Raw genomic sequence first — 25,870 nt, 5'->3', positions numbered from 1 at the left:
TCTCGGTGGCGCGCGGAGGCGGGCCGAGCTGGGGTGCTGCGGTAGCATCGAGGCGACGTCTGGAGGTAACCGAAGTGGGCAGTCTCAGTCCGTGGCACTGGGCGATCCTGTTGCTCGTAGTGGTCGTGCTGTTCGGCGCCAAGCGGCTTCCCGACGCGGCACGGTCGCTCGGCAAGTCGCTGCGAATCTTCAAATCAGAGATCCGCGAACTGCAGGGCGACAGCAAGTCGGAACCATCGGCCACGCCATCACCCGTACAGTCCGAACGCGTCGAGCCACCGGCTGACCCGCGGTCGGCCTAGGCTCTCGTCCCCGCAGCGCACGAGCGCCCCGTGATGGTGCGTGCCACCAGCTTCGTCAAGCGGCTTGACCCACGCCAACGGCGCAGCCGCACCAATCCCGACGGGACGATGTCGCTCGTCGAACACATCCGCGAACTGCGTACCCGGCTGTTGTTGTCGCTGGCCGGGATCGCCGTGACCACCGCCTTCGGGTTCGCCTGGTACTCGCACGGCTTCCTGGGGCTGGAGAGCCTCGGCGAGTGGCTACGACATCCCTATTGCGCGCTGCCCGACTCGGCGCGGGCGCAGATCGCTGCGGACGGGCACTGCCGATTGCTGGCCACCGGGCCGTTCGATCAGTTCATGCTGCGGCTCAAGGTCGCTGTCGCCGCCGGCGTGGTACTGGCCTGCCCGATCTGGTTCTACCAGCTGTGGGCCTTCATCACGCCGGGCTTGTACCGCAAGGAGCGGCGCTTCGCGGTGGTGTTCGTCGTATCGGCCGCCGTGCTGTTCGTCGCCGGCGCCGTCCTGGCGTATCTGGTGCTGGCCAAGGCGCTGGGTTTTCTGCTGACCATCGGCAGCGACGTCCAGGTGACCGCGCTGTCGGGTGAACGCTATTTCGGGTTCTTGATCAACCTGCTGCTGGTGTTCGGAATCAGTTTCGAATTCCCGCTGCTGATCGTGATGCTCAATCAGGTCGGCGTGCTCAGCTACGCCCGGCTGGCGGAGTGGCGGCGCGGGCTGATCTTCGCGGTGTTCGCCTTCGCCGCGGTCGCCACGCCGGGCTCCGATCCGTTCTCGATGACCGCGCTCGGCCTGGCACTGACGCTGCTGCTGGAGTTCGCGATCCAGATCGCCCGGCTGCACGACAAACGCAAGGCCAGGCGGGAGGCCGCCGCGCCGCTCGGCGACGATGAAGCCTCACCTATCGAGCCCCCCGCACCCGTCGCCGCGCCGCATGAGTAACCCCACGCCGCACCCGGGGCGAGCCCCAACCCCGCGAGCGTGCGTGTTTGCACCGCAACGCGCCGGTTTTGTTGTGCAACTGTGCACGCTCGCGCGGGTCGACAGCGACCACGACGGCGTGCCGGCATGACCGAGCTGAGCCTGTTCACCGAGCAACTGCCGTTCGGGCTGGACGACTTCCAGCGCAGGGCCTGTGCGGCCCTGCAGGAGGGTCGGGGCGTGCTGGTGTGCGCCCCGACCGGCGCCGGTAAGACCGTGGTCGGGGAGTTCGCGGTGCACCTGGCCCTGGCCGGAGGCGGAAAGTGCTTCTACACCACGCCGATCAAAGCGCTGAGCAACCAGAAGCACACCGACTTGGTCGCTCGCTACGGCAAAGAACGGGTGGGCCTGCTGACCGGTGACCTGTCGGTCAACGCCAACGCGCCGGTGGTGGTGATGACCACCGAGGTCTTGCGCAACATGCTCTACGCGAATTCCCCTGCTCTGCAAGGTCTTTCGCATGTAGTGATGGATGAGGTGCACTTCCTGGCCGACCGGATGCGCGGCGCGGTCTGGGAGGAGGTCATCCTGCACCTGGCCGACGAGGTGCGGCTGGTCAGCCTGTCGGCGACGGTCAGCAACGCCGAAGAGTTCGGCGGCTGGATCCAGACCGTCCGGGGGGACACCACCGTCGTCGTCGACGAACACCGGCCGGTGCCGCTGTGGCAGCACATGATGGTCGGCAAGCGACTGTTCGACCTGTTCGAATCCCGGCCCGACACCGACGGGCGGGGCGCCGCCGGCCGGCCCCGTGTCAATCCGCAACTGTTGCGCCACATCGCCCATCGCCGGGAGGCCGACCGGCTCACCGACTGGTCGCCGCGCCGCCACGGGGGACGGGGCGGCCCCGGGCGGCCGAGCTACCGGCCCCCGATGCGCCCCGATGTGATCGCCGTCCTGGAATCGGCCGGCCTGCTGCCGGCGATCACCTTCGTGTTCTCCCGGGTCGGCTGCGATGCCGCGGTCAAGCAGTGCCTGCGCTCACCGCTGCGGTTGACCAGCGAAGAGGAGCGGGCCCGCATCGCCGAAGTGATCGACCACCGCTGCGGCGACCTCGCCGACGACGACCTGGCCGTGCTGGATTACTACGAATGGCGGGAGGGGCTGTTGCGCGGACTGGCCGCCCACCACGCCGGGTTGCTGCCGGTGTTCCGCCACACCGTCGAGGAACTGTTCACCGCCGGCCTGGTCAAAGCCGTGTTCGCCACCGAGACCCTGGCGCTGGGCATCAACATGCCCGCCCGCACGGTGGTGCTCGAACGCTTGGTCAAGTTCAACGGCGAGCAGCACGCCGCCCTGACCCCGGGCGAGTACACCCAGCTGACCGGCCGGGCCGGCCGGCGCGGCATCGACGTCGAGGGCCATGCGGTGGTGTTGTGGCATCCGGGGGAGAGCACCGCCGATCCCGAACAGGTGGCCGGGCTGGCCTCCACCCGCACCTTCCCGTTGCGCAGCTCGTTTGCGCCGTCCTACAACATGACGATCAACCTGGCCCAACAGATGGGCCCCGAGCAGGCCCATCGGTTGTTGGAGCAGTCGTTCGCCCAGTATCAGGCCGACCGATCGGTCGTCGGCCTGGTGCGCGGCGCCGAACGCGGCGAACGGACCCTCGACGAGATCGCCGCGGAGCTCGGCGGCCGTGATTCGGCGGTACTGGACTACGCCCGGCTGCGGGCGCAGATCTCCGAACGTGAACGCGCCCAGGCCCGAGCCTCGCGGTTACAGCGCCGTCGCGCCGCCAGCGACGCCCTGGCGGCGCTGCGGAAGGGCGACATCATCACCCTCACCCACGGCCGCCGCGGTGGCCTGGCGGTGGTGCTGCAAGCCGACCGCGATTCGGACGAACCGCGGCCGCTGGTGCTCACCGAACACCGCTGGGCGGGCCGGATCTCCTCGGCGGACTACTCCGGTGCCGTGCCGCCGATCGGCACCATGAACCTGCCCAAGCGGGTGGAGCACCGTCAGCCCCGGGTCCGCCGCGATCTGGCCTCGGCGTTGCGGTCCGCCGCAGCCGGGCTGGTGGCACCGGGCCCGCGCGGGCGACGCGGCAGCGGGTCCCAGGACGACCCGGTGGACCCCGAACTGGCCGCGCTGCGGCAACGGATGCGTGACCATCCCACCCATGCGGAGCCGGATCGCGAGGTCAAGGTGCGCGCCGCCGAGCGCTACCTGCGGGTGGAGGCCGACAACGCGCAACTGCGCCGGAAGGTCGAAGCGGCGACCAACTCACTGGCCCGCACCTTCGACCGGATCGTCGGGCTGCTCACCGAGCGCGGCTTCATTCGCTCTGGCGACGGCGATCCGAAGGTGACCGCCGACGGCCGGATGCTGGCCCGGATCTACAGCGAGAGTGACCTGCTGGTGGCCGAGTGTCTGAGGACCGGGGCGTGGGACGGTCTCGGGCCTGCCGAACTGGCCGCGGTGGTCTCCGCGGTGCTCTACGAGTCACGCGGTGCGGACGGCCCCGGCGGACCGCCCACCCTGCAGCCGCCGACCGAGCCGGTGCGCCGCGCCCTGCATCAGACCCGCAAGCTCTCGGCGGTGCTGCGGGCCGACGAGCGCCGCCACGGCATCACCCCGAGCCGTGAACCCGACGACGGCTTCGTCGCCGCGGTGTATCGCTGGGCGCGCACCGGTGACCTGGCGTCGGCATTGGACGCCTCGGACGCCGCCGGCGCCGGCTCGCCGCTGTCGGCCGGGGACTTCGTGCGCTGGTGCCGTCAGGTCCTCGACCTGCTGGATCAACTGCGCAACGCGGCGCCCGGCGCCGAATTGCGGTCGACCGCGAAACAGGCCATCGACACGGTTTTGCGGGGAGTCGTCGCCGTTGACGCCGGGTAGGCTGGTCCGGGCGCTACGGTGGAGAGCCGGCGGTGATCAGCACCCGCTACGCGAGAGGACTTGAGGAACAACGATGAGCGGACCGCAGGGATACGACCCGACGCAGCCGTGGCAGCCTCAGCAGCCTGGACAGCCCGAAGAGCAGCCGGGCACCGGGGCGAGTCCGGCAGCCGGCGCCGAGCAACAGTGGCAGCCGCCGGCCTACACGCCGTCGCAGTACCCGCAGCAGACGTCATACCCGTCGACGCCGCAGTATCCCGGCTATCCGCAGCCCGAGCAGTACGGCCAGCCGGGCCAATACGGCCAACCCGCCCAGTACGGCCAACCCGCCCAATACGGGCAGCCGGGCCAATACGGCCAACCCGCCCAGTACGGCCAACCCGGTCAGTACGGGCAGCCGGGCCAGTACGGCCAACCCGGCCAGTACGGTCAGTACCCGCAGCAGCCGGGCCAGTACGGCCAGCCCGGGGCCGGGAGCAAGCGCCCGACCGCACTGGTCGGCACCGTGCTCGCCGCCTGCTTGGGGATCGCCGCCCTGGTGGTGCTGGTACTCGGGTTCTGGAAGCCCGGGTTCTTCGTGACGACCAAGCTCGACGTCGAAAAGGCGCAGCAAGGTGTGCAGCAGATCCTGGCCGATCAGACCAACGGCTACGGCGCCAAGAACGTCAAGGACGTCCGGTGCAACAACGGTGAGAGTCCGGTCGTCAAGCAGGGCGACACGTTCAACTGCGAGGTCAGCATCGACGGAACCAAGCGTCAGGTGACCGTCACCTTCCAGGACAACTCGGGCACCTACGAGGTCGGTCGGCCCAAGTAGTCCGGGCGAAGCTGGGACCGCCGCGTTAGCCCGCTCAGTCCGGCAGCGTGTCGAGGGCTCGCTGCAGCCGGGCGATCGAGGATCCGACGCCGAGGCGCTCGGCCAGTTCGGCGACCCGTTCCGGGTCGGCGGCAACCCGCGGCAGGGTGTCGGTCGGCGTCGACAACGTGACCGGGGCGTCGGTGGCCACCCGCACCACCGGGCCGGCAGCCTCGATGTAGTCCTGCCCGGCCCGCAGTTTGGCCCGAACCCCTTTGGCCATCGGCGATTTCGGGTCGGCGGCGGCGGCCAGCACCGCCACCAGTGAGCCGTACTGGGTCAGCAGACCGGCCGCCGTCTTTTCCCCGATCCCGGCCACTCCCGGCAACCCGTCGGAGGGGTCACCGCGCAGCAGCGCCATTTCGGCGTAGGCGGCGCCGGCCCGCTCGACCGGCAGGCGGTAGCGCTCGGCCACCTCGCCCGGGCCGAACAGCGTCGCTTTTGCCAGACCCTGCCCCAGATAGAGCACCGACACCGCGACGGGCTGATCGGCGACTACCTGCAGTAGGTCGCGGTCGCCGCTGACGACGATCACCGGGTCGCGGCGTTCGGCGGCCGCCAAGGTGCCCAGCACGTCATCGGCCTCGAAGTCGGGCGCGCCGGCGGTGGTGATGCCGAACGCGTCGAGCAGCTCGGCGATCATCTCCACCTGCGGGCTCAGCTCGTCGGGCACCTCTTCGACATCGGAATCGTCGGGCACCTCCTCGGCCACCCGGTGAGCCTTGTAGGACGGGATGAGGTCGACCCGCCACTGGGGCCGCCAGTCCAGATCCAGGCAGACCACCAGGCGGTCGGGCCGCTGCCGGGTGATCAGGGTGGCCACCGAGTCGAAGAAGCCGCGCACCGCGTTCACCGGCCGGCCGTCGGGAGCGGTGATCGAGGACGGCACCCCGAAGTAGGACCGGAACCACATACTGGCACCGTCGAGCAGCAGCACCGGAGCAGTCATGGGTCTCACCCTATTTGCCGCCGGTTAGCCTGACAGACGTGACTTCCCGGTTCGACAGCAGCGTCTATGCCCATCGCCTGACCGTCGCGGCCGCCGCCACCGCCGACGCGGGCCTGGCCGGCATGGTGATCACCCCGGGTTACGACCTGCGTTATCTGACCGGGTCACGCGCCCAGACCTTCGAACGGCTCACCGCGCTGGTGCTGCCCGTGTCCGGGCCGCCCACCATGGTCGTGCCGCGGCTGGAGTTGGCGGCGCTACGCGAATCCGCCGTAGCCGACCTGGGTATTGCGGTGCAGGCCTGGGTCGACGGGCAGGACCCCTACCGCCTGGTGGGCGAGGCGCTGGGGGCCTCGCCGGTGGCCGCCGCGGTCACCGATTCCATGCCGGCCCTGCATCTGCTGCCGTTGATCGACGTGCTCGGGAACACCCCGGTGTTGGCCACCGAGGTGCTGCGCGAGCTTCGAATGATCAAGGACCCCAGCGAGATCGACGCACTGCGTACGGCCGGTGCGGCGATCGACCGGGTGCACGCTCGGGTGCCGGAGTTTCTGGTGCCCGGCCGCACCGAAGCCGACGTGGCCGCAGACATCGCCGAGGCGATTGTCGCCGAGGGCCATTCGGAGGTGTCCTTCGTCATCGTGGGTTCCGGGCCACACGGGGCCGACCCGCACCACGAGTGCTCAGACCGCAAGCTGCGGGCCGGTGACATCGTCGTCGTGGACATCGGCGGCCCGGTCGAGCCCGGATACCATTCCGACTCGACCCGAACCTACAGCCTGGGAGAGCCCGATGCGCAAGTGGCGCAGCGGTATTCGGTACTGCAACGAGCGCAGCGCGCGGCGGTCGACAGTGTTCGCCCCGGGGTGACGGCACAGCAGATCGACGCAGCGGCGCGCGACGTGCTGGCCGAGGCGGGACTGGCTGAGTACTTCGTTCACCGCACCGGGCACGGCATCGGCTTGTCGGTGCATGAGGAGCCTTACATCGTCGCGGGCAACGACATCGCCCTGGCCGCCGGGATGGCGTTCTCGGTGGAGCCGGGCATCTACTTTCCCGGTGAGTGGGGCGCTCGGATCGAAGACATTGTGATCGTCACCGAGGACGGCGCCGAATCACTGAATAATCGGCCGCACGAGTTGGTCGTGGTGGCCGTCTAACGGTTACCACGGTCGAGCAGATCGGCCGAACCGAGCACCCGCTCCACCTGTACTTCGATCACCACGCGCTGCGGATTCACCCGCGGCGTCCGGTAGCGCTGGGCGTAACGCAGTTCAGCATCGCGAACCGCGGCGGGGGCGTTGTTGACGGTGGCGCTGCCTTCCAGCGAGAGCCAGCGTGCCCCGTCGACTTGACTCAATACGGCGACCCCGGCCCGCTCGGCGTTGACCGCCTTCTGCGAACCGCCGGTGGTGATCACCCGGGCGACGTGGGTCTTCGGGTCGAAGGTGAAGCCGACGGCCACGACGTGCGGAGAGTTGTCGGCGCGCAGGGTGGTCAGCATCGCCAGGTGACGTTCGGTGAGAAAAGCCAGTGCGTCACTGGTGAGCCGGGTCGTCGCGTTCGCCATCACCGCCCACGCTAGCGCAGGCGATAATCGCAGCCGTGAACGACACGGTGGACGGACCGGTGGTGATTTTCGGCGGGCGCAGCGAGATCGGCGTGGAACTGGCGTGCCGGCTGGCGCCCGGTGCCACGGTCGTGCTGGCCGCCCGCGCTGCCGACCGGCTCACCGCCCAGGTCGCCGCGGTGCGCGACGCGGGCGCCGCGGCGGTGCACACGAAAGAGTTCGACGCCGACGATCTCGCCGGCCACGGCCCCCTGGTGGCGGCCCTGATCGCCGAGCACGGCCCGATCGGCACCGCCGTGCTGGCCTTCGGGATCCTGGGCGATCAGGCCCGCGCGGAATCCGATGCCGGGCACGCGGTGGCCGTGGTCCACACCGATTACGTCGCACAGGTAAGTTTGCTCACCCACCTGGCCACGGCGATGCGCATCGTGGGCCGGGGCCGCATCGTGGTGTTCTCGTCGATCGCGGGGGTGCGGGTACGCCGTGCCAACTACGTCTACGGCTCGGCCAAGGCCGGCCTGGACGGGTTCGCCCACGGACTGGCTGACGCCTTGCACGGAACCGGTGTAAGACTGCTGATCGTTCGTCCCGGTTTCGTCATCGGGCGGATGACCGCGGGGATGAAGCCGGCTCCGCCTGCCAGCACGCCGGCCCAAGTAGCGGCGGCGACCGCTCGCGCACTTGAGCGTGGCCGGCGCATGATCGCGGTGCCCTGGATGCTGCGGCCGATGTTCGTCGCGATGCGACTGGTGCCCCAGTTCATCTGGCGCCGGATGCCGCGCTGACCGGGGAAAACGATCGTAATCCGATAGTCGTAGCGTTGTCGGAAACTGGCACTCATATAAGAAAAGCCGAGAAATTTGGTCCTGCGGTCTGGCCTAGGCCCTGATAACAGGACTATGGTCTAAAACCATGGACGATCGTGATAAAGACCCGTCGGTGGTGTTGCCCTATCTGATCGGTCGGCCGCTGGCAGCGACCGAAGTCTATGAAGCCTTCGGCTACCGCAAGTCCGCCTACTACAAGGCGGCGCACGAAGGTCGGCTCATCACCGCCGACAACCTGCTCCGGGTTGCTCAGCACTTCGGCTTGAACGCCGTCGACCTGCTGGTCCGCTACGGGCTGATCTCGGCCGACGCGGTGGCCGCCTACATGGATTCCGCGCAGCCGAAGGTCGCGCTGCCCAAGATCGCCGAATTGCACCCGGTCGCGGGCCGGCCGCCGCTGTAGCCCGAGCAGTCCAGTCCACCCCTTCATCAGGTCTCCCGGCGCCGCCGCCCCGGGCGGGTAGATTCAGGTCCGTGGCCCCGACGTTTGCTGAGATCGCCAAGTCCGACTACCTGCTGCTGACCACGTTCACCAAGGACGGCCGACCCAAACCCACGCCGGTGTGGGCGGCCGCCGACGGGGACCGACTGCTGGTGATCACCCAGGAGTCGTCCTGGAAGGTCAAGCGCATCCGTAACACCCCGCGGGTCACCCTCGCGGTCTGTGACATGCGGGGGCGGCCCAAAGGTGAGGCGATCGAGGCGGTGGCCACCGTATTGGACAAGGCGCACAACGGTGCGGTCTACGCCGCGATCGGCAAGCGGTACGGGATCATCGGCCGGGTGTTCAACGTGTTCAGCAAGCTGCGGGGCGGCATGCGCAACAACGTCGGTCTGGAGCTGACCGCCGCCGAGTGAGGCCACGACTCGGTCACATATAATGTACTTTGATCATTAAAATCGGCATTGTTGGGTTGGACCCACCGACAACCTAGGAGCTCTCGTGGCCGCCTTCACCTCAGACCAGATCCTCGGCGACATCGTCACCGCCGACCCGTCGACCACACGCATCCTGAGCAAGTTCGGGATCGACTTCTGCTGCCACGGTCAACGGACGCTCCAGGATGCCTGCGCCGCCGACGGCGTCGACGCCGACGAGCTGCTCGCGGCGCTCAACAGCGCCGGTGAGCCCGCTCAGCGCGCCGACTGGGCCGACTTCGACGACGCCTCGCTGATCGCTCACATCGTCAGCACCCACCACAGGTTCCTGTGGGACGAGTTCCCGCGGCTGGCGGAGCTCGTCGACAAGGTCGCCCGGGTACACGGCCCCAACCACGGCGAGCTGGCACGCGTCCGGGAGATCTTCCACCAGCTGCGCGCCGGCATGGAGCCGCACCTGCGCACCGAGGAGACCATGCTGTTCCCCGAGATCAGCCTGCATGCAGGGCGCCCGGATCGGCCGCTGTCCGAGGAGGTGCGCAACGAGCTGGCCGAAAACCAGCAGGAGCACGACAACGCCGGCCACCTGCTCGCCCAACTTCGGGAGCTCACCGACGGCTACACCATCCCGGCGGACGCCTGCGCCAGCTACACCGCGATGCTGGCCGGCCTGGCGGACCTGGAAAGCGACATTCATCTGCACGTGCACAAGGAGAACAACGTGCTGTTCCCGCGGGTGCTCGCCGGAGCCGGCAGCCCGGCGTGAGCTCAGCCGGTGGCGCGTAGGTGTTCGCCGAAGAATGCGAACACCCGCGCCCAGGCATCAGCGGTGGCGGCGTCGTTGTAGCCGAAGCCCGCGATGCGGATCAGCGGTTGGCCGGGCAGCTTGTTGGCGAAACTGTGCCCCGCTCCGGGATAGACCTTGATGTCGTGCGGGATGTGCTTGTGCTCGGCGACCCGGCGTAGCCGATTGGGGGCGCCGATCCCCATCGGATCACGGCCGCCGAAACTGGCGACGATCGGGCAAGCGCCCTCCAGGGTTTCCTCGAGATGGCGCGGCAGCGGGGTGCCATAGAACGGGGCGGCGGCCCCGAAACCCTTGGGCGACAAGATCAATGCAAACTGTCCACCCATGCAGAAACCGGCGACGCCCACCTTCCCGGAGCACTCCGGCATACCGAGCAGGTGATCGCGGGCGGCCAAGATGTCGTCCAGGGCGCGGCCCCGCTGGGTCAGCAGCTCGCGGAACACGCGGGTGATGCAGCGCGCCCGGCCGCCGCGCGAGTACAGGTTCGGCGACACCGCGAGGTAGCCCGCGCCGGCGATCCGCTCGGAGATGGCTTCCATATCCGCGGCGTAGCCGATCGCATCGTGAATCACCACCACCCCGGGCCACGGCCCAGGCCCATCCGGGATGTCCAGCAACGCCTCGATGGGCCCGTCGGGCGTGGCGAAATCGATATTCATCGCATCAACGTATTCCCCGGTCCGCCAGGAGGGAACCTTCTTCGGCTCCCCAGACGTTGGGGTGGCATGGCGAGCGCTGTGTTGCGGATGTTTCTGGTCTACGTCCTGGCCGAGTCGGCCGCGGTTGCCGCATTGATCTGGGCGATCGGATTCGGCTGGACGACGCTGCTGCTGCTGGGCGCCTTCGTGGGCGGGCTGGTGCTGTCGGCAGGACAGCTCCGGCGCCAGATCGGGCGACTGCGTTCGGGAACCGGTCCGGCGGCATTCGCCGACGGCGGCCTGATCGCGGCGGGCACCCTGCTGGTGCTGGTCCCCGGCCCGCTGACGACGCTGGTGGGTCTGGTGCTGCTAGCGCCCCCGACCCGGACCGCCGCCCGGCCCCTGCTGACCGCGGTGGCCGCCGCCGGGCTCGGCCGGCACACGCCGCTGGCGGCTGCCACGGTCGCCGGCGGACGCTGGTATGCCGCTCGACACGCTCCCGGTCGCCGGGCCGACTACATCGATGCCGAGGTCGTCAACGTCACCGACGTCACCGATGTCCGACCCGTCCCACCGCCCGCCCTGTCGGTCGGCTGACCCGGCGCCACCGCCACCCCGTACTTTTTACGGCGTGACAGTCATGCCCGGGGCGCCCACCTTGCTGCTGTTGGGCGGCCGCATTCACAGCCCCACGCATCCGGACGCCACCGCGATGGCGGTCCGTGACGGAATGATCGCCTGGCTGGGCAGCGACGCCGTCGGCCGCGAGCAGTTCCCGCGGGCCGAGGTGGAAGACCTCGATGGGGCTTTGGTGACACCGGCTTTCGTCGACAGCCACGTCCACGTCACCGAAACGGGGCTGTGCCACACCGGTCTGGATCTGCGGGCGGCGACCTCCCAGCGGCATTGTCTGCAGCTGATCGCCGATCATGCGGCGGCCCACCCCGGGCAACCGATCTGGGGCCACGGCTGGGACGAAACCGGTTGGCCCGACGGTGGCGCCCCGGACACCGCGGCGCTCGACGCGGTGGTGGAGGACCGGCCCGCCTACCTGTCGCGGGTCGACGTCCACTCCGCGCTGGCCTCGAGCGCGCTCCGCAACCGGGTTCGGGAATTTCCGGCGGAAGCCGGGGCCGCGGCGCCGCTGTCCGGTGCTGCCCACCACCTGGTGCGTGCGACAGCCCGCAACCTGCTCACCGCCGAGCAGCGTGGGGCTGCCCGTGCCGCCGCACTCGACGCCGCGGCCGCTGCCGGGATCGTCGCCGTCCATGAGTGCGCCGGACCGGACATCGGCGGCCTCGATGACTGGCGCGAGCTACAGGCCTTCAGCGAACGCCGCGAGGGTGTCGAGGTCATCGGTTATTGGGGTGAACCGGTTACCAGCGCCGCCCGGGCGCGAGAACTACTCGCCGACACCGGCGCCCGCGGTCTGGCCGGCGACCTGTTCGTCGACGGGGCGCTGGGCTCGCACACCGCCTGGCTGCACGAGCCCTACGCCGATGCCCCGGAGTGCACCGGGGTGCGCCACCTGGACGCCGACACCGTCGGGGCTCATCTGTGGGCGTGCACCGAGGCGGGGGTGACCGCCGGATTCCACGTCATCGGCGATGCCGCGGTGTCATCGGTTGTCGCGGCCTTGGAACAGGTGGTGGAGCACTTCGGGGTCGCGGCGGTGGCGCGCTGCGGGCACCGGCTGGAGCATCTGGAGATGGTCAGCGCCGAGCAGGCCGCCAAGCTGGGATCCTGGGGGGTGATCGCCAGCATGCAACCCGTTTTCGACACGCTCTGGGGCGGAGACAAGGGCATGTACGCGCAACGGCTGGGGGCGCAGCGCGCCGCGCGGCTGAACCCGTTCGCGCTGTTAGCATCCCAAGGCGTGCCCCTCGCGTTCGGTTCCGACAGCCCGGTCACCGCGCTCGATCCCTGGGCCACGGTGCGCGCGGCCGCGCACCACCGCACACCGGGCAGCGCGGTCTCGATGCGGGCGGCGTTCGCCGCGGCGACCCGGGGCGGCTGGCGGGCCGCCGGCGTCAACGACGGCCTCAGCGGAACCCTGGTGCCCGGCGCACCGGCGTCCTACGCGGTATGGGAGGTCGCCCGCCTGGCCGTCGAGGCGCCCCGCGACTCCGTTCAGCGATGGTCGACCGATCCGCGCTCCCGGGTACCTGCGCTACCTGTGCTGGAACCCGGTGAGGCGCCGCGGTGTCGGCGCACGGTGCACCGGGGTGTGGTCCTGCATGGCTGAGGACGCGGAGGATCCGGAAGGCCCGGAAACCGCCGAAACCCGGGAACCGGCCGCACCGAACCGGTTGGAACGACTGGGCATTGCGGCGGCCGATCGCTGGGCCCAGCTGGCGGCGTCGGTGGTCGCGGGCATGCTGCTGCGCGCCGGTTTCCCGCCACTGAACTGGTGGTGGGCGGCGATCATCGCGTTCTCGCTGTTGGCCTGGGTGCTCATTCGCCGCGAGACGACCGTCGGCGGCGGTTTCGGGTACGGCCTGCTGTGCGGCCTGGCGTTCTACCTGCCGCTGCTGCCCTGGGTCGGCGGTCTGGTCGGGGCCCTGCCCTGGTTGGTGTTGACCCTGGTGTGTGCGCTGTTTCCCGCCGCCTTCGGATCGGCCGCGGTGGTGGTGCGCAGCTTGCCGGGCTGGCCGATCTGGTTCGGGGTGTTGTGGGCGGCCCAGGAGTGGGCGAAGTCGGTGATCCCCTTCGGCGGTTTCCCTTGGGGCGCCGTGGGTTACGGCCAGACAGCGGGGCCGCTGCTGCCGCTGGTGGCCCTCGGCGGGGTTCCGCTGCTCTCGACGGCCGTGGTGCTGACCGGCTGCGCCGGCACCGCGCTGGTCCTGGAGATCGTGCGGTGGCTGCGCGAGGAACCGCCCACCGGGCCGGCTCGCGACGCCTTCCGCCCGCCGGCCGTGCTGCTGCCCGGCCTGTGCATCTGTCTGGTGCTGCTGGCCGCGATCGTGGTGTGGCCCGGCGTGCGCCGCTCGGGTGCGGGAGCCGGTGACGACCCGGCGGTCACGGTGGCAGCGGTGCAGGGCAACGTGCCGCGCCTGGGACTTGACTTCAACGCCCAGCGCCGTGAGGTACTGGACTATCACGTCCGCGAAACCCTTCGGCTGGCCGAGGACGTCGAGGCCGGCCGAGCCTCGCAGCCGCTGTTCGTGATCTGGCCGGAGAACGCCTCCGACATCGATCCGATGACGAATGCCGATGCCGCCCAACAGATCACCGTCGCCGCTCAGGCCATCGACGCCCCGATCCTGGTAGGTACCGTGCGGGCGGCACCGGGCTGGACCCGCGACAACCCGGCGGCGGTGAACTCGGTGGTGGTGTGGGATCCGCGCACCGGGCCGGGGGAGAGCCACGACAAGCGGATCGTCCAGCCGTTCGGGGAGTACCTGCCGTGGCGCGGGTTCTTCCAGCACCTGTCGGGCTACGCCGACCGCGCGGGATATTTCATCCCGGGTCATGGCGACGGGGTGGTGCATGTCGCCGGCGTGCCGGTCGGGGTGGCGACCTGCTGGGAGGTGATCTTCGATCGGGCGCCCCGGGAATCGGTGCTGGCCGGCGCACAGCTGCTGGCCGTGCCGTCCAACAACGCCACCTTCGACGAGACGATGAGTGAGCAGCAGCTGGCGTTCGCCAAGGTCCGCGCCGTCGAGCACGACCGCTACGTGGTCGTCGCCGGAACAACCGGCATCAGCGCCGTGATCGCACCGGACGGTCGCGAACTGGCCCGCACCGGCTTTTTCGAGGCCGCCTACCTCGACAGCCATCTGCGGCTGAAGACGTCGCTGACCCCCGCAACCCGGTGGGCGCCGATCCTGCAATGGGTGCTGGTCGGCGCGGCCGTTGCGGGTCTGCTGGCGGCCATACGGCAAAATAGACCCTTCGTGCGCGGTCGAAAGCGGCGTTGGTTCAGCAGGCGTCCCACCGGCGCCGAGGTAAACGGGAGGAGCGGCGCCGATGAGTGATCGTCCCAGCCTGCACACGCTGGTGGTGATACCCACCTACAACGAGCTGGAGAACCTGCCGATCATCCTGGACCGGCTGCAGCAGGCCCGCCCCGATGTGCACGTTCTCGTGGTCGACGACGGCAGCCCCGACGGAACCGGACGGTTGGCCGACGAGCGCGCCGCCGCCGACCCCGCGCGCCTCCACGTCATGCACCGCACGGCCAAGGCCGGCCTGGGCGCGGCCTACCTGGCCGGTTTCGCCTGGGGTCTGGCCCGCCATTACGAGGTGATCGTCGAGATGGACGCCGACGGCAGCCACGCCCCCGAACAGCTGTACCGGTTGTTGGACGCCATCGACGCCGGCGCCGACGTGGCGATCGGTTCGCGCTACGTCGACGGCGGCGCGGTACGCAACTGGCCGGTGCGGCGCCTGGTGCTCTCCAAGACCGCCAACACCTACGCGCGGCTGCTGCTGGGGGTGGGAATCCACGACATCACCGCGGGCTACCGCGCCTACCGTCGCGGCGTGCTGGAGAAGATCGGCCTGGACGCGGTGGACTCCAAGGGGTACTGCTTCCAGGTCGACCTCACCTGGCGGGCGGTCAACAACGGCTTCACCATCACCGAGGTGCCAATCACGTTCACCGAGCGTGAGCTGGGCGTCTCGAAGATGAGCGGGTCCAATATCCGCGAAGCGATGGTCAAGGTCGCGCGGTGGGGAATCGGCGGCCGGGTGAACCGCCTGCGGGGTGCCCGCGGCTAGCTCGCCGCGGCACCCCGATCGAAACGACGCGGTGTCAGCCGCGCCGCTTCGTCTTGATCAGTTCCAGACGTTCCTTGAGCAGCTCTTCGAGCTCCTCGATCGAACGGCGCTCCAGCAGCATGTCCCAGTGGGTGCGCGGCGGCTTGACCTTCTTCGGTTCGGGCAGGTCGCCCTCGACCAGAGTGCCCTCCAAGCCGTTGCGGCACATCCAGGTGCCGGGGATCTCCGCGTCGTCGGCGAACGGAACCTCGAACTCTTCACCGTTCTCGGTGCGGTACCGCGCGATGCGGCGCGGCGCCAGGTCATGGTTGCGGTCGGTCTCGTAGCTCACGGCCCCCAGCCGACTGCCCCGCAGAACACGATCAGCCATCGACCCACACTCCTTATGCCTTCAGTGAAAAATGTCTCGCGAATGTCAACGCGAACGGGCCCTGTGCAGTTCCCGGCGCGTGCCGCGCAACCTCCAATGATACCGGGAACACCGCCGGCACCGGACTAAGGTGGGCAGACGTGCCACGCAGTCCCCGCCCTCAACCGTGCCGGTGGTGCGGCCGCGACGTGGGCGACGCCGGTATCGGACGGCGCCGGCAGTATTGCCGGCAATCCTGCCGGCAGCGCGCCTACGAGCAGCGCGCCCTGATCAGCAGCGGTAAGACAGCCGCGCTGGCACCCGACGCCGTGGTGCTCTCCGCCGAGGAAGCCACCGCCTTATCCGACCGGGTGTATCAGGTGCGCTGCGCGGCCGAGGACATCGCGACCGCGCTGTCGGAAGACGCTCCACGCGATGAGCTGCGGCAACTGTGTGACACGCTGCTGCACGCCGTGGAATCCGCCGACCGTTGGCGCTGATCGTCAGCTTGCGCAGCTGAAGAGCTTGCCGACATCCGCGGGCGGCGGCACCGGGCGCAGGCAGCCGAAGACGCCGATGTCCTCCGGACTGAACCGCACCGCCGAACGGTGGGCGTAGTTCACACAGAACAGCCCGACTCGATCCGCCCGACACCGGTAGTCACCGAAGGACAGCGTCGATCCGTCGGGCAACTCGGCTCCGTCACCATGCACGAACCGGCCCGGATCGCCGTGCACGGACCCGATCCGCAGCGTGTTGCCGCCGTAGTCGACCCAACCGGCCTTCCACTGCCCGTAGATCTCTTGGGGCTGCGGCGACGGATTGGCCAGATCGACCACGCAGGCCAACGCGCCGTCGGCGGAGTCGGCGTCGGTCATGCAGTAGGTGGCGCGGTGCGGCGCGGCCGGCACCGTGAAGGCGACTTCGTCGATGAGGTCGGTGCTGACCCCGTCGCGGGTCGCGCTGTGGTAGCCCGCGGCGTCGACGGGCCGGCCGGCCTCGATCCAGGCGATGACATCGGCGATCGGCGCGCCCGCCTCCGGCGGGGCCGACGGCTCGGCTGCAGTCGAGGTCGGCGACGCCGGGGACGACGGGGACAGCGTGGAGGTTGCCGGGGTGGTCGGGCGGGTCGGGCTGGGCTCGGGCTCGCCGACCGTCGCGCGGGAACACCCGGCGATCAACAGCAGTACCGCGACGAGCCCGGTGAGACGCATGCCGTTAGGCTAACCGCCCTGCCTCAACCGGCGGCCCAGCCTCACCTCTCCTTCGTCGAGGTTCGCTAACCGCCCTGCCTCAACCGGCGGCCCAGCTTCACCTCTCCTTCGTCGAGGTTCGCTAACCGCCCTGCCTCAACCGGCGGCCCAGCTTCACCTCTCCTTCGTCGAGGTTCGCTAACCGCCCTGCCTCAACCGGCGGCCCAGCTTCACCTCTCCTTCGTCGAGGTTCGCTAACCGCCCTGCCTCAACCGGCGGCCCAGCTTCACCTCTCCTTCGTCGAGGTTCGCTAACCGCCCTGCCTCAACCGGCGGCCCAGCTTCACCTCTCCTTCGTCGAGGTTCGCTAACCGCCGGGCGGTTCGCTACCGTTCGGCTCATGCATAACCACCCTGTGCAGGCCAGCATCGCCACCGGCGTCGTGGAGGGTTTCGCACGTGACGGGGTGCGCAGATGGCGCTCCATCCCGTATGCGCGCCCCCCCGTCGGCCCGCTGCGGTTCCGGGCGCCCCAGCCGGCCCTGCCGTGGTCGGGGGTGCGGCACTGTCACGGGTTCACCAACTGCGCGCCGCAGGAGCGGATGTACACCATCCTCAGTCCGGGCCGCTTTCAGCCGACCAGCGAGGACTGCCTGACGCTCAACGTGGTGGCACCCGATGAGGTCGGTGCGGGCCCGTTGCCGGTAATGGTGTTCATCCACGGTGGCGGCTACATCCTGGGCAGCTCGGCGACCCCGATCTACGACGGGGCGGCGCTGGCCCGGCGGGGCTGCGTGTACGTCTCGGTCAACTACCGGCTCGGCGCGCTCGGCTGCCTGGACCTGTCGTCGCTGTCGACCCCCGAGATCACGGTGGACAGCAACCTGTACCTGCGTGATCTGGTGCTGGCCCTGCGGTGGGTGCGTGAGAACATCGCGGCCTTCGGCGGCGACCCGGACAACGTCACGATCTTCGGGGAAAGCGCCGGCGCGCACATCGTCGCCACCCTTTTGGGGGTGCCCCAGGCCGACGGCCTGTTCGCCCGCGCGATCGCCCAAAGCCCCGCCGCGGGAATGGTTCGCAGCCCCGAGATCGCAGCGGAGTTCGCCCGCCGGTTCGCCGGGCTGCTCGGGGTGCGCCCCGCCGATGCCGCGCACACCCTGCTGCGGGTGTCACCGGCCGAATTGCTGGCGGCCCAGGCCCGACTGCTGGCCGAAGGCACCCGCGACATGCTGGGCGCTTTCCCGATCGGCCCGGTTTTCGGTGACGATCTGCTGCCGCTGGATCCGGTCGAGGCGATGCGGCGGGGTTCGGCCCACCGGGTGCCGCTCATCATCGGCAGTAATGCCGATGAGGGCCGGTTGTTCACCCGGTTCCTCAAGATGCTGCCGGTCGACGAGCCGACGGTCGAGGCGGTACTGGCCGGCGCCGAGGCGGGCGTGCGGGATCGCATCATCGCCGCCTACCCGGATTACCCGAAGCGGGCGGCCTGCATCCGGCTCGGCGGTGATTTCGCCTTCAACGCCGCGGTGTGGGAGATCGCCGAAGCTCACGGCGCTCATGCACCCACCTACGTCTACCGCTACGACTACGCGCCGCGGATGCTGCGCTGGTCGGGAATGGGCGCCACGCACGCCACCGAACTGTTCGCCGTGTTCGGCGTCTACCGCAGCGGCGGATTGGGCCGGCTGCTCACCGCCGGCGCCGACCGCCGGGTGGCGTTGCGGGTCAGTGGACAGCTGCAACGCCGCTGGCGGGCGTTCAGCCGGGAAGGGGCGCCGAGCGACGACTGGCCGGTCTACACGCCCGCCGACCGTGCCGTGATGGTGTTCGACCACAAGACCCGGGTGGAATACGACCCGGCGCCGGAGCGCCGGATGGCCTGGGAGGGCTTCTCGCTGGCCCACTGACCGCGAAAACCTATACGCGACACCGTCAAGTCAGGCGGTCGGGTGGTGACCTTCAGAGGCAGCGGATCAGGAGCGGATCACCCGGGTACCGCCGGCCAGCTCGTCGTGCTTGCCCTGTTTGGTCGGGCTGCCGCTGATCGTCAGCGCGATCACGACGTAGGCCACGAAGGCCGCCAGCGGGCCCAGGTAGGGGAACACGGCCAGCACGGTGAACGAGTTGCGGATGGCCGACTGCCCCAGCGTCGGCTTGGACACCCCGTCGGGCCCGCGCACGGCCAGGCCGAGCAGCCGCTTGGCCGGGGTGGTGCCCTGGGTGACCTCGAACAACACGAAATAGCCGTAGGTCAGCACCCCGGAGAACAGGCCGGTCACCAGAAAGGGATAGTCATCGGCGAACACGAACAGCGACAGGGCGAACGCCACGATGCTGACCAGCACACCGTCGAGGAACCGGGCCCAGAAGCGCCTGCCCAGCCCACCCGGTTTCTGGCCCCACGCCGGCGGCTGAGTCGATCCGGGCTGCTGTCCCCAGCCCGGCGGCGGCGGATAGGCGCCGGGTTGACCGGGACCGGGCCCGTAGCCGGGGACATTCGGGTTGAAATCGCCGGTTGTCATCAGATCCGCTCCTGATCCTCGGGTGTTCGCCAATGTACCGTGACGGGCGAGGACCTGATCGGATTCTGCGCACGGCGAAACGGCGGATTTCGTAGGACCATGTACCAGATCGTGGTGGTGCTCGTCGTTGCGTTGCACCTGGTGTTCGTCGGCTATGTCGCCGCCGGCGGGTTTCTGGCGCTGCGATGGCGGCGCACCATCTGGATGCATGCCGCGGCGGTGTTCTGGGCGGTTCTGATCCTCACCGCTCACCTGGACTGCCCGCTGACGTGGCTGGAGCGCAGGGCACGCGCCGGCGCCGGAATGACACCGCTGCCATCGGAGGGCTTCATCGCCCACTATCTGACCGGAGTGCTCTATCCGGCCACGTGGACCACGGCTGCCGAGGCGGCGGTACTGGCGGCTGTCGGCGTCTCGTGGGCGCTGTATGGGCGGGCCGCGGTGCGGGACCGGCGATACGGTGGTGGTCATGCGGGCGCTGATCATCGTCGACGTGCAGAACGATTTCTGTGACGGGGGCGCACTGCCGGTGACCGGCGCCGCCGCTGTCGCGCGCGGCATCACCCGTCACCTTTCCACCGCGGCCGCAGGGGAGCGCTACGACCACGTGGTGGCGACCCAGGATTGGCACGTCGACCCCGGCGGTCACTTCTCTGCGCACCCGGATTTCCTGACGTCCTGGCCGCCGCACTGCCGTGCCGGAACCGCCGGCGCGGAATTTCATCCCGCACTGAACATCGAGAGGGTCGAAGCGGTTTTCCGAAAGGGCGCATACGACGCCGGGTACAGCGGGTTCGACGGCGTCGACGGCGACAACACCGCCCTGGGCGACTGGCTGCGCCGACACGACGTGGACAGCGTCGACGTGGTCGGCGTTGCCACCGACTACTGTGTGCGCCACACCGCCGAAGATGCGATCCGCGCAGGGTTTTCCACCACGGTGCTGACGCAGTTGACCGCGGGAGTCGCCGCCGACTCGACGGCCGCCGCACTGGCGGCGATGCGCAGCGCCGGTGTCGTCGTTGTGGAGGCAGCCTGATGACCGACTCGTTAGCGCACGATCTACTGGCCGCGGTCGAGCAGTCGCCGGCCGCGGCGGCCGCCCATGACCGAGCCGGCTGGGTGGGGCTTTTCAGTGCCGACGGACAAGTGGAAGACCCGGTGGGCTCGCGCCCGCACGTCGGTCCCGAGCAGATCGGCCGCTTCTACGACACGTTCATCGGCCCGCGCGACATCACCTTCCACCGCGACCTGGACATCGTGCACGGCACGACCGTCATCCGGGACCTTGAGCTCGAGGTCGCGATGGGACCGGCGGTGATCATGCACATTCCGGCGATCCTGCGCTATGACCTTTGCCAGGACCTCACCGAGGCCGACGGCCGGTGGGCGTTGCGGCGGTTGCGCGCCTACTGGGAGTTGCCGGCGATGATGCGCCAGTTCCTCGGCAACGGCCTGCCGGCGGTGTCCGCCGGGCTGCAGCTGTCGCGATCGCTGCTGCGCAACCAACGCTTCGCCGGTACAGCCGGATTCGCTGCCGGGTTTCGCCGGCCGGCCGCTGCGGGCAAACGCCCGGTGCGTTCGTTCCTCACCGCAATGGCGTCCGGTCAGCAGGCCGTTGCTCGGGCACTGCTATCGCCCAGTGCCACAGTGACTTACGGTGACGACACCGCCGTGGACGCCATCGAACTCGGTACCCGGCTGGACGGCGCGCGGCCGACGAAGCTGCTGGCGGCCGGCGGCACCGTCGCGGTCTCGACCACGTCGGCGCAGCAACGCGGCGTGCTCTTCGCCGATGTGGACCGGCGTGGCCAGGCGATCACGGCCATCCGGTACTTCGCAGAAGACTGAGTCGCCGGGCCGGCGAGGATAAGCTCGACGACGTGCCAAGCTTTCGAATCGCCGAAGTCGCCGAACTGCTCGGGGTCAGTGACGACACCGTCCGACGCTGGATCGATTCCGGTCGTCTCTCGGCGACATCGGGTGCCGGTCCCCGGATGGTCGACGGGGCCGAGCTGGCGCGGTTCGCCCAGGAGCGCGCCTCCGTCGAACCGGTCACGCGCAATCCGGTGGTCGGCCAATCCGCCCGCAACCGGCTGGTCGGGCTGGTCACCAACGTGACTCGCGACACGGTGATGGCGCAGGTCGACGTTCAGGCCGGCCCGTTCCGGCTGGTGTCGCTGGTCAGCCGCGAGGCCGCCGACGAACTGCAGCTGCAGCCCGGCAGCCTGGTGGTCGCCTCGGTCAAGGCCACCAACGTCGTCCTGGAACTGCCGCGCCGGGCCGGTTCGGCCGGCAACACCGACCCGGCGGCTGAATTCGGATAGGTCAGGCCAGCAGCACTATCAGTGATGCCGTGGCCAGCAGCAGGTAGGCGGCTGGAAAGGCGATGTTGTACAACACTCCGGCCCGCACATGCGTCACGACGGCCCCGATGAAGAAGGCGACCAGCCCGGCGGCGGCGGCGACCCCGATCTGCGGGACGCCCGCCAGTCCGATGATCAGCCCGACGCCTCCGGCCAGCTTCAGTCCGCCCAACAGCGGCAGCCACGAGCGTGGAACTCCCACCTGTGCCGAGTTGGCCAATACGAACTGCGCCGGAATGAAGTCGGCGATGGCGATCGCGATGGTGACGATCGCGGTGACGGTGATGACCGCAAGGTAGACGCTCGATACGCTCATGATGTTGCTCGTCCTTTCGTCGGCGGATGTGACTGTCCCGGTCCTTCCGTGTCCATGACGACTGCCGGACGGGAAAGGTGACCCATGAGCAACGCGGAGAATCTGGCCCGCCAGTTCGAAGAGCACCGCCACCACCTGCATTCGGTGGCGTTTCACCTGCTCGGTTCGGCCGCCGATGCTGAGGATGCCGTTCAGTCGGCCTGGCTGAAGGCCAGCCGCGCCGACTTCGAGGCCGTGGACAACGTGGCGGGCTGGCTCACCACGATCACCGCCCACACCGCCGTCGATCAGTTGCGCACCCGTGCCCGGCGAGGCGAGCGGCCCCTGCCCGACACCGGACACGTAGACACCGCCCGCGGCCTGGTCGCACCCGCCGCCGACGAGCAGGTGCTGCGTTCCGAGGCGGTCAGCCGCGCGCTGCTGGTGGTGCTGGATCGGTTGTCGCCGGCCCAGCGGGCGGCCTTCGTATTGCACGACGTGTTCGACGTGCCCTTCGAGCAGGTCGGCGAACTGCTCGACAAATCCCCGGATGCCGCCAAGAAGCTGGCCAGTCGGGCCCGGGCGCGGCTCCACGCCGCCCCGGCCCCCGAACCGCGTCGCCGTGCCGAGCACCTGCAGATCGTGACGGCGTTCCTGGCGGCCTCCCGCGGCGGCGACATCCCGGCACTGCTTGAACTGTTGGCGCCCGACGTGGTGCGCCGGGTCGATGCGGTGCTGGTACCGGCGGGTGTGCCCACCGAAATGCGCGGCGCCGCCGAGGTGGCGACGGAGACCCGGCGCTTCACCGTCCGTGCCCGCGCCGGTGCGGTGGTGCTGATCGACGGCGCACCCGGCATCGCGATCGCTCCGGGGGGCCGGCTGTGGGCGGTGCTCCGCATCGGTATCGGTGACGACGGGCGCATCCACAGCATCGACATCGCCGGAGAGCCGCAGCGGCTGGGCCTTATGACACTGCAGCTGCCGGGAATGGATCGGTGATGAGTGCGCGTGACGGCCGATCACCGGTGCCCGGTTCTGCTTTGATGGTTCACGCGAACCGATTCGGCAGTTAAGGGGAATCCCATGCCTGAAGAAGCGAAGGCTCCCGAGGAGACGCCGGTGGCGGTGACAGCGCGCGGCATTTCTATGACCGGGCCGTGGGGGAGGGTATTCGGGCCGCTGGACCTGGATATCGAAGCCGGCGGGGTCACGGTGCTCATCGGCCCGCCCGGTTCGGGACGCACCGCGCTGCTGATGAATCTGGCCGGCCGGATGAAACCGTCGACGGGAACGGTGACGGTGTTCGGGCACCAGCGGGCCCGCGACATCTTCGGCGTCTCCGCCCTGGCCGGAATCGAACAACTCGACGCGATCTTCGAATCGGTGACAGTAGGCGACCTCATCACCGAACAGCTCCGCTGGAATTCCTCGTGGTGGCGGCTGGTCCGCCGCGCCGGGGAAGCCGAGCGCGATGCGGTGTGCGGGCCGGTCTTCGGTGAGCTGCCACCGCCGGAACTGCACGCCTACGTCGAGCAGCTCGACGAACTGACCGGGCTGCTGCTGCGCATCGCGCTGGCCAACACCGCGCGGCCACCACTGTTGGTGGTCGGCAGCATCGATCAGGTCACCAGTGACCGCGATCGGACAACCCTGATCCGGCGACTGGTCGCACTGGGGGAGCAACAGACCGTGATCACCGCGTCGGCCAACGAGGTACCCGAGGGCTCGGGGATCGCAGCACAGATCCACGTCGAGCATCTGGAGCCGGCCGAGCTTGTGCACAGCACACACGGCCGACACGAGAAGGGGCAGGAGTAGACCATGCTCGCCGGAATGTCGTTGGGCACCGACCTCAAACGCTACTCACGTGGCACCATGCCGCGGCTGGCCCTGCTCACCATCATCGTGCTGCCCCTGCTCTACGGCGCGATGTACCTGTGGGCGTTCTGGAACCCGTTCGCCGCCATCGACAAGATCCCGGTGGCCCTGGTCAACGAGGACACCGGCGCCACCGTCTCGGGCAACCAGTTGCACGCCGGCGACGAAGTCACCCGCGCACTGGTCGACTCCGGCCAGCTCGATCTGCATCAGGTATCGGAAAGCCAAGCCGCCAAGGGGGTTTCCGACGGCACATACTATTTCTCGATCACCCTGCCGGAGGACTTCAGCGCGGCCGTGGTGTCGCCCGCGGGGCCGCATCCGCAGAAGGCGCAGATCCAGTTCCGATTCAACGACGCCAACAACTATCTGGCTTCGGTCATGGGCCAAAACGCCGCCCGCGAGGTCCTCAACGAAGTCAGCGCCAAGGTCGGCCAACAGGTGATCGGCACGGCGCTGACCCAGGTGACCGACGAGGTCAAAAAGGCGGCCGACGGCGCCGATCGGCTCTCGCAGGGCTCGAAGGCATTGGCAGACAATCTGGGAACGGCACGCGACGGTTCGGCGGCACTGGCCGACGGCAGCCGCCGATTGTCGCAGGGGGTCCAGCAGGCCACCGACCCGCTGCTGAAGCTGACCGACGACCTCGGGGCCATGGGCTTCGACCCGAACGCCGCCGGTGCCGCCGCGACCGCGTTGAGCGGCAACATCACAACGGTGTCCGACCGGATCGCGGCGCTCAACGTCAACTACCAGCAGGCCGCCGGCATCGTCAATCAGGTCGTGGACGCACTGCGCGGCAACCCCGATCCGGCCGTTCGCGGGCTCGGTGACACCCTTGCCGGCGCACAGCGCCTGCTGGCGATCAAAGGGCTCGACCCGGCCACCGACGAGGGGCTGGCCCAGCTGCGCGCCAACGCCCAAAAGCTGGAGAATGACCTGGCCGATCCGGGCAGCGGGTTGCGCACGTTCATCAGCCATGCCCTCGACGGGGGGCTCAAATCCGATCTGGTCACGCTGCGCAACGGCGCAACCGACCTCGACGCGGGCGCACACAAACTCAGCGACGGGCTGGCCCGGTTGACCGAGGGCGGCGATCAGCTCAAAGACGGTGCCGCCCAGTTGGCGTCGGGACTGGGCGAGGCGGATCAGCGCGCGTCGACCGTCACCGACCAACAGCGCGTCGAGATTTCGCAGATCCTGGCCAGCCCGGTCGGTGTCGATATGGACTTCACCCATCACGCCGCCACCTTCGGCACCGGCTTCGCCCCGTTCTTCCTGCCGCTGGCCTTGTTCATCGGTTCGCTGATCGTGTGGATGCTGTTGACCCCATTGCAGACCCGGGCCATCGTCAACGGTCTCGGTGCCCTGCGGGTGGTGCTCGCCTCCTACTGGCCGGCCCTGCTGTTGGGTCTGTGCCAGGTGCTGCTGATGTATGCGGTGGTGCACTTCGGGGTCGGGTTGCAGGCGAAGTATGCCGCGGGCACGGTCGCTTTCCTGGCACTGATCGCCGCGTCGTTCCTGGCGCTGATCCAGGCGTTCAACGCGGTGCTCGGTGTCGCGGTCGGACGGGTGTTCACCCTGGCCTTCCTGATGTTCCAGCTGGTGTCCTCCGGCGGGGTGTATCCGGTGGAGACGACGGCGAAGCCGTTCCAGATTCTGCACCCGTATGACCCGATGACATACGCGGTCAACGGTTTACGTCAGCTGACCGTCGGCGGTATCGATGCCCGGATGTGGACGTCGGTCGCCGTGCTGGCCGGGATCCTCATCGTGTCGCTGGCGGCCAGCAGCTGGGCCGCCCGTCGAGATCGCCAGTACACCCTCGAACGCCTCTACCCGCCGATCGAAGTGTGACGGTTTTCGGCGTGCGACCTTCGGGCGTAAACC

The 25,870-nt window shown here is 69.3% G+C and carries 29 protein-coding genes; 22 read left to right on the top strand and 7 right to left on the bottom strand.

Annotated elements, in window-relative coordinates:
• Window positions 1-74: 74 nt before the first annotated feature.
• The 4 genes from tatA (at window position 75) to BST28_RS00255 (ending at window position 4,944) form a co-directional block, all read left to right on the top strand.
• A complete protein-coding gene (tatA, locus tag BST28_RS00270; protein ID WP_019736811.1) occupies window positions 75-302 on the top strand; it encodes a Sec-independent protein translocase subunit TatA in 228 nt (75 codons plus the stop codon).
• Window positions 303-335: 33 nt separating this feature from the next.
• The gene (gene tatC, locus BST28_RS00265; protein ID WP_043336397.1) at window positions 336-1,247 is read left to right on the top strand and encodes a twin-arginine translocase subunit TatC; all 912 of its coding nucleotides are present in this window, start codon (window positions 336-338) and stop codon (window positions 1,245-1,247) included.
• Window positions 1,248-1,373: 126 nt separating this feature from the next.
• The gene (locus BST28_RS00260; RefSeq protein WP_083079355.1) at window positions 1,374-4,127 is read left to right on the top strand and encodes a DEAD/DEAH box helicase; all 2,754 of its coding nucleotides are present in this window, start codon (window positions 1,374-1,376) and stop codon (window positions 4,125-4,127) included.
• A 73-nt stretch (window positions 4,128-4,200) separates the two neighbouring features.
• Window positions 4,201-4,944: a DUF4333 domain-containing protein gene (locus BST28_RS00255; RefSeq protein ID WP_065287399.1), complete on the top strand. Its 744-nt coding sequence runs from the start codon at window positions 4,201-4,203 to the stop codon at window positions 4,942-4,944.
• 34 nt (window positions 4,945-4,978) lie between these two features.
• Here the strand turns inward: BST28_RS00255 and BST28_RS00250 are convergent, their stop codons facing one another.
• On the bottom strand, window positions 4,979-5,932 hold the full coding sequence (locus BST28_RS00250) for a 5'-3' exonuclease (protein WP_083079354.1): 954 nt from the start codon (window positions 5,930-5,932) through the stop codon (window positions 4,979-4,981).
• 38 nt (window positions 5,933-5,970) lie between these two features.
• On the opposite strand from BST28_RS00250, the gene BST28_RS00245 reads away from it, so the two are divergent.
• Entirely contained in the window at window positions 5,971-7,092 is a 1,122-nt protein-coding gene (locus tag BST28_RS00245) for a M24 family metallopeptidase (protein WP_413784768.1), read from the top strand.
• Here the strand turns inward: BST28_RS00245 and BST28_RS00240 are convergent.
• Window positions 7,089-7,502, bottom strand: coding sequence for a F420-dependent biliverdin reductase (locus BST28_RS00240; RefSeq protein ID WP_065287397.1), 414 nt, complete (start codon window positions 7,500-7,502; stop codon window positions 7,089-7,091). The two genes, BST28_RS00245 and BST28_RS00240, sit on opposite strands and share 4 nt — an antisense overlap.
• A gap of 35 nt (window positions 7,503-7,537) precedes the next feature.
• Between BST28_RS00240 and BST28_RS00235 the strand changes: the two genes are divergently transcribed.
• The 4 genes from BST28_RS00235 to ric all read left to right on the top strand — a co-directional run bounded on the left by BST28_RS00235 (window position 7,538) and on the right by ric (window position 9,974).
• Window positions 7,538-8,287: an SDR family NAD(P)-dependent oxidoreductase gene (locus BST28_RS00235; protein WP_065287396.1), complete on the top strand. Its 750-nt coding sequence runs from the start codon at window positions 7,538-7,540 to the stop codon at window positions 8,285-8,287.
• Window positions 8,288-8,414: 127 nt separating this feature from the next.
• Window positions 8,415-8,732, top strand: a complete 318-nt coding sequence (locus BST28_RS00230; protein ID WP_020425511.1) for a hypothetical protein — start codon at window positions 8,415-8,417, stop codon at window positions 8,730-8,732.
• A gap of 71 nt (window positions 8,733-8,803) precedes the next feature.
• Window positions 8,804-9,187, top strand: a complete 384-nt coding sequence (locus BST28_RS00225) for a PPOX class F420-dependent oxidoreductase (RefSeq protein WP_065287395.1) — start codon at window positions 8,804-8,806, stop codon at window positions 9,185-9,187.
• Window positions 9,188-9,272: 85 nt separating this feature from the next.
• The gene (ric, locus tag BST28_RS00220; protein WP_065287394.1) at window positions 9,273-9,974 is read left to right on the top strand and encodes an iron-sulfur cluster repair di-iron protein; all 702 of its coding nucleotides are present in this window, start codon (window positions 9,273-9,275) and stop codon (window positions 9,972-9,974) included.
• A 2-nt stretch (window positions 9,975-9,976) separates the two neighbouring features.
• On the opposite strand, the gene BST28_RS00215 is transcribed toward ric, so the two are convergent.
• The gene (locus tag BST28_RS00215) at window positions 9,977-10,675 is read right to left on the bottom strand and encodes a dienelactone hydrolase family protein (protein WP_083079352.1); all 699 of its coding nucleotides are present in this window, start codon (window positions 10,673-10,675) and stop codon (window positions 9,977-9,979) included.
• 66 nt (window positions 10,676-10,741) lie between these two features.
• Here BST28_RS00215 and BST28_RS00210 point away from each other — a divergent pair, with 66 nt between their 5' ends.
• From BST28_RS00210 to BST28_RS00195, 4 genes are read left to right on the top strand one after another with little or no spacing between them, the layout of a single operon-like run.
• The gene (locus BST28_RS00210) at window positions 10,742-11,251 is read left to right on the top strand and encodes an FxsA family protein (RefSeq protein WP_109510842.1); all 510 of its coding nucleotides are present in this window, start codon (window positions 10,742-10,744) and stop codon (window positions 11,249-11,251) included.
• A gap of 43 nt (window positions 11,252-11,294) precedes the next feature.
• A complete protein-coding gene (locus tag BST28_RS00205; protein WP_083079351.1) occupies window positions 11,295-12,899 on the top strand; it encodes an amidohydrolase in 1,605 nt (534 codons plus the stop codon).
• Complete coding sequence (gene lnt / locus BST28_RS00200) at window positions 12,892-14,631, top strand: apolipoprotein N-acyltransferase (protein ID WP_065287391.1); 1,740 nt, start codon at window positions 12,892-12,894, stop codon at window positions 14,629-14,631. The genes BST28_RS00205 and lnt overlap by 8 nt, the downstream gene beginning before the upstream one ends.
• Window positions 14,624-15,376 carry a polyprenol monophosphomannose synthase gene (locus BST28_RS00195; RefSeq protein ID WP_065287390.1) on the top strand — a complete coding sequence of 251 codons (753 nt, stop codon included), beginning with the start codon at window positions 14,624-14,626 and terminating at the stop codon, window positions 15,374-15,376. The genes lnt and BST28_RS00195 overlap by 8 nt, the downstream gene beginning before the upstream one ends.
• 34 nt (window positions 15,377-15,410) lie before the next feature.
• On the opposite strand, the gene BST28_RS00190 is transcribed toward BST28_RS00195, so the two are convergent.
• Window positions 15,411-15,746 carry an RNA polymerase-binding protein RbpA gene (locus BST28_RS00190; protein ID WP_029248713.1) on the bottom strand — a complete coding sequence of 112 codons (336 nt, stop codon included), beginning with the start codon at window positions 15,744-15,746 and terminating at the stop codon, window positions 15,411-15,413.
• A 140-nt stretch (window positions 15,747-15,886) separates the two neighbouring features.
• Here BST28_RS00190 and BST28_RS00185 point away from each other — a divergent pair, with 140 nt between their 5' ends.
• Window positions 15,887-16,225 carry a hypothetical protein gene (locus BST28_RS00185; protein WP_052312169.1) on the top strand — a complete coding sequence of 113 codons (339 nt, stop codon included), beginning with the start codon at window positions 15,887-15,889 and terminating at the stop codon, window positions 16,223-16,225.
• Window positions 16,226-16,228: 3 nt separating this feature from the next.
• Here BST28_RS00185 and BST28_RS00180 read toward each other — a convergent pair whose 3' ends face one another.
• Window positions 16,229-16,939 (bottom strand): hypothetical protein, encoded by a 711-nt coding sequence (locus BST28_RS00180; protein WP_083079349.1) that lies wholly within the window; start codon window positions 16,937-16,939, stop codon window positions 16,229-16,231.
• A 378-nt stretch (window positions 16,940-17,317) separates the two neighbouring features.
• Between BST28_RS00180 and BST28_RS00175 the strand changes: the two genes are divergently transcribed.
• Window positions 17,318-18,826, top strand: coding sequence for a carboxylesterase/lipase family protein (locus BST28_RS00175; protein WP_083079348.1), 1,509 nt, complete (start codon window positions 17,318-17,320; stop codon window positions 18,824-18,826).
• Between the two features lie 66 nt (window positions 18,827-18,892).
• On the opposite strand, the gene BST28_RS00170 is transcribed toward BST28_RS00175, so the two are convergent.
• The gene (locus BST28_RS00170) at window positions 18,893-19,441 is read right to left on the bottom strand and encodes an RDD family protein (protein ID WP_019735564.1); all 549 of its coding nucleotides are present in this window, start codon (window positions 19,439-19,441) and stop codon (window positions 18,893-18,895) included.
• Window positions 19,442-19,480: 39 nt separating this feature from the next.
• Here BST28_RS00170 and BST28_RS00165 point away from each other — a divergent pair, with 39 nt between their 5' ends.
• The 4 genes from BST28_RS00165 to BST28_RS00150 are packed head-to-tail and all read left to right on the top strand — an operon-like array spanning window position 19,481 to window position 21,768.
• The gene (locus BST28_RS00165) at window positions 19,481-19,954 is read left to right on the top strand and encodes a DUF2784 domain-containing protein (RefSeq protein WP_420093413.1); all 474 of its coding nucleotides are present in this window, start codon (window positions 19,481-19,483) and stop codon (window positions 19,952-19,954) included.
• Entirely contained in the window at window positions 19,911-20,480 is a 570-nt protein-coding gene (locus BST28_RS00160; RefSeq protein WP_083079345.1) for an isochorismatase family protein, read from the top strand. Before BST28_RS00165 ends, BST28_RS00160 begins: the two co-directional genes overlap by 44 nt.
• Complete coding sequence (locus tag BST28_RS00155; protein WP_083079343.1) at window positions 20,480-21,292, top strand: nuclear transport factor 2 family protein; 813 nt, start codon at window positions 20,480-20,482, stop codon at window positions 21,290-21,292. The genes BST28_RS00160 and BST28_RS00155 overlap by 1 nt, the downstream gene beginning before the upstream one ends.
• 32 nt (window positions 21,293-21,324) lie before the next feature.
• Entirely contained in the window at window positions 21,325-21,768 is a 444-nt protein-coding gene (locus BST28_RS00150; protein ID WP_019735567.1) for a TOBE domain-containing protein, read from the top strand.
• 1 nt (window position 21,769) lies between these two features.
• On the opposite strand, the gene BST28_RS00145 is transcribed toward BST28_RS00150, so the two are convergent.
• Window positions 21,770-22,123, bottom strand: a complete 354-nt coding sequence (locus BST28_RS00145; protein WP_019735568.1) for a DoxX family protein — start codon at window positions 22,121-22,123, stop codon at window positions 21,770-21,772.
• Window positions 22,124-22,207: 84 nt separating this feature from the next.
• Here BST28_RS00145 and BST28_RS00140 point away from each other — a divergent pair, with 84 nt between their 5' ends.
• The 3 genes from BST28_RS00140 (at window position 22,208) to BST28_RS00130 (ending at window position 25,837) form a co-directional block, all read left to right on the top strand.
• Entirely contained in the window at window positions 22,208-23,101 is an 894-nt protein-coding gene (locus BST28_RS00140) for a sigma-70 family RNA polymerase sigma factor (protein WP_083079342.1), read from the top strand.
• A gap of 84 nt (window positions 23,102-23,185) precedes the next feature.
• Complete coding sequence (locus BST28_RS00135) at window positions 23,186-23,920, top strand: ATP-binding cassette domain-containing protein (protein WP_019735570.1); 735 nt, start codon at window positions 23,186-23,188, stop codon at window positions 23,918-23,920.
• 3 nt (window positions 23,921-23,923) lie between these two features.
• Complete coding sequence (locus tag BST28_RS00130; protein ID WP_083079340.1) at window positions 23,924-25,837, top strand: YhgE/Pip family protein; 1,914 nt, start codon at window positions 23,924-23,926, stop codon at window positions 25,835-25,837.
• Window positions 25,838-25,870 lie beyond the last annotated feature (33 nt).

This window comes from Mycolicibacter kumamotonensis (assembly GCF_002086285.1).
GTDB classification, from domain to species: domain Bacteria; phylum Actinomycetota; class Actinomycetes; order Mycobacteriales; family Mycobacteriaceae; genus Mycobacterium; species Mycobacterium kumamotonense.
This window is presented reverse-complemented; position numbering and strand designations above follow the sequence as displayed.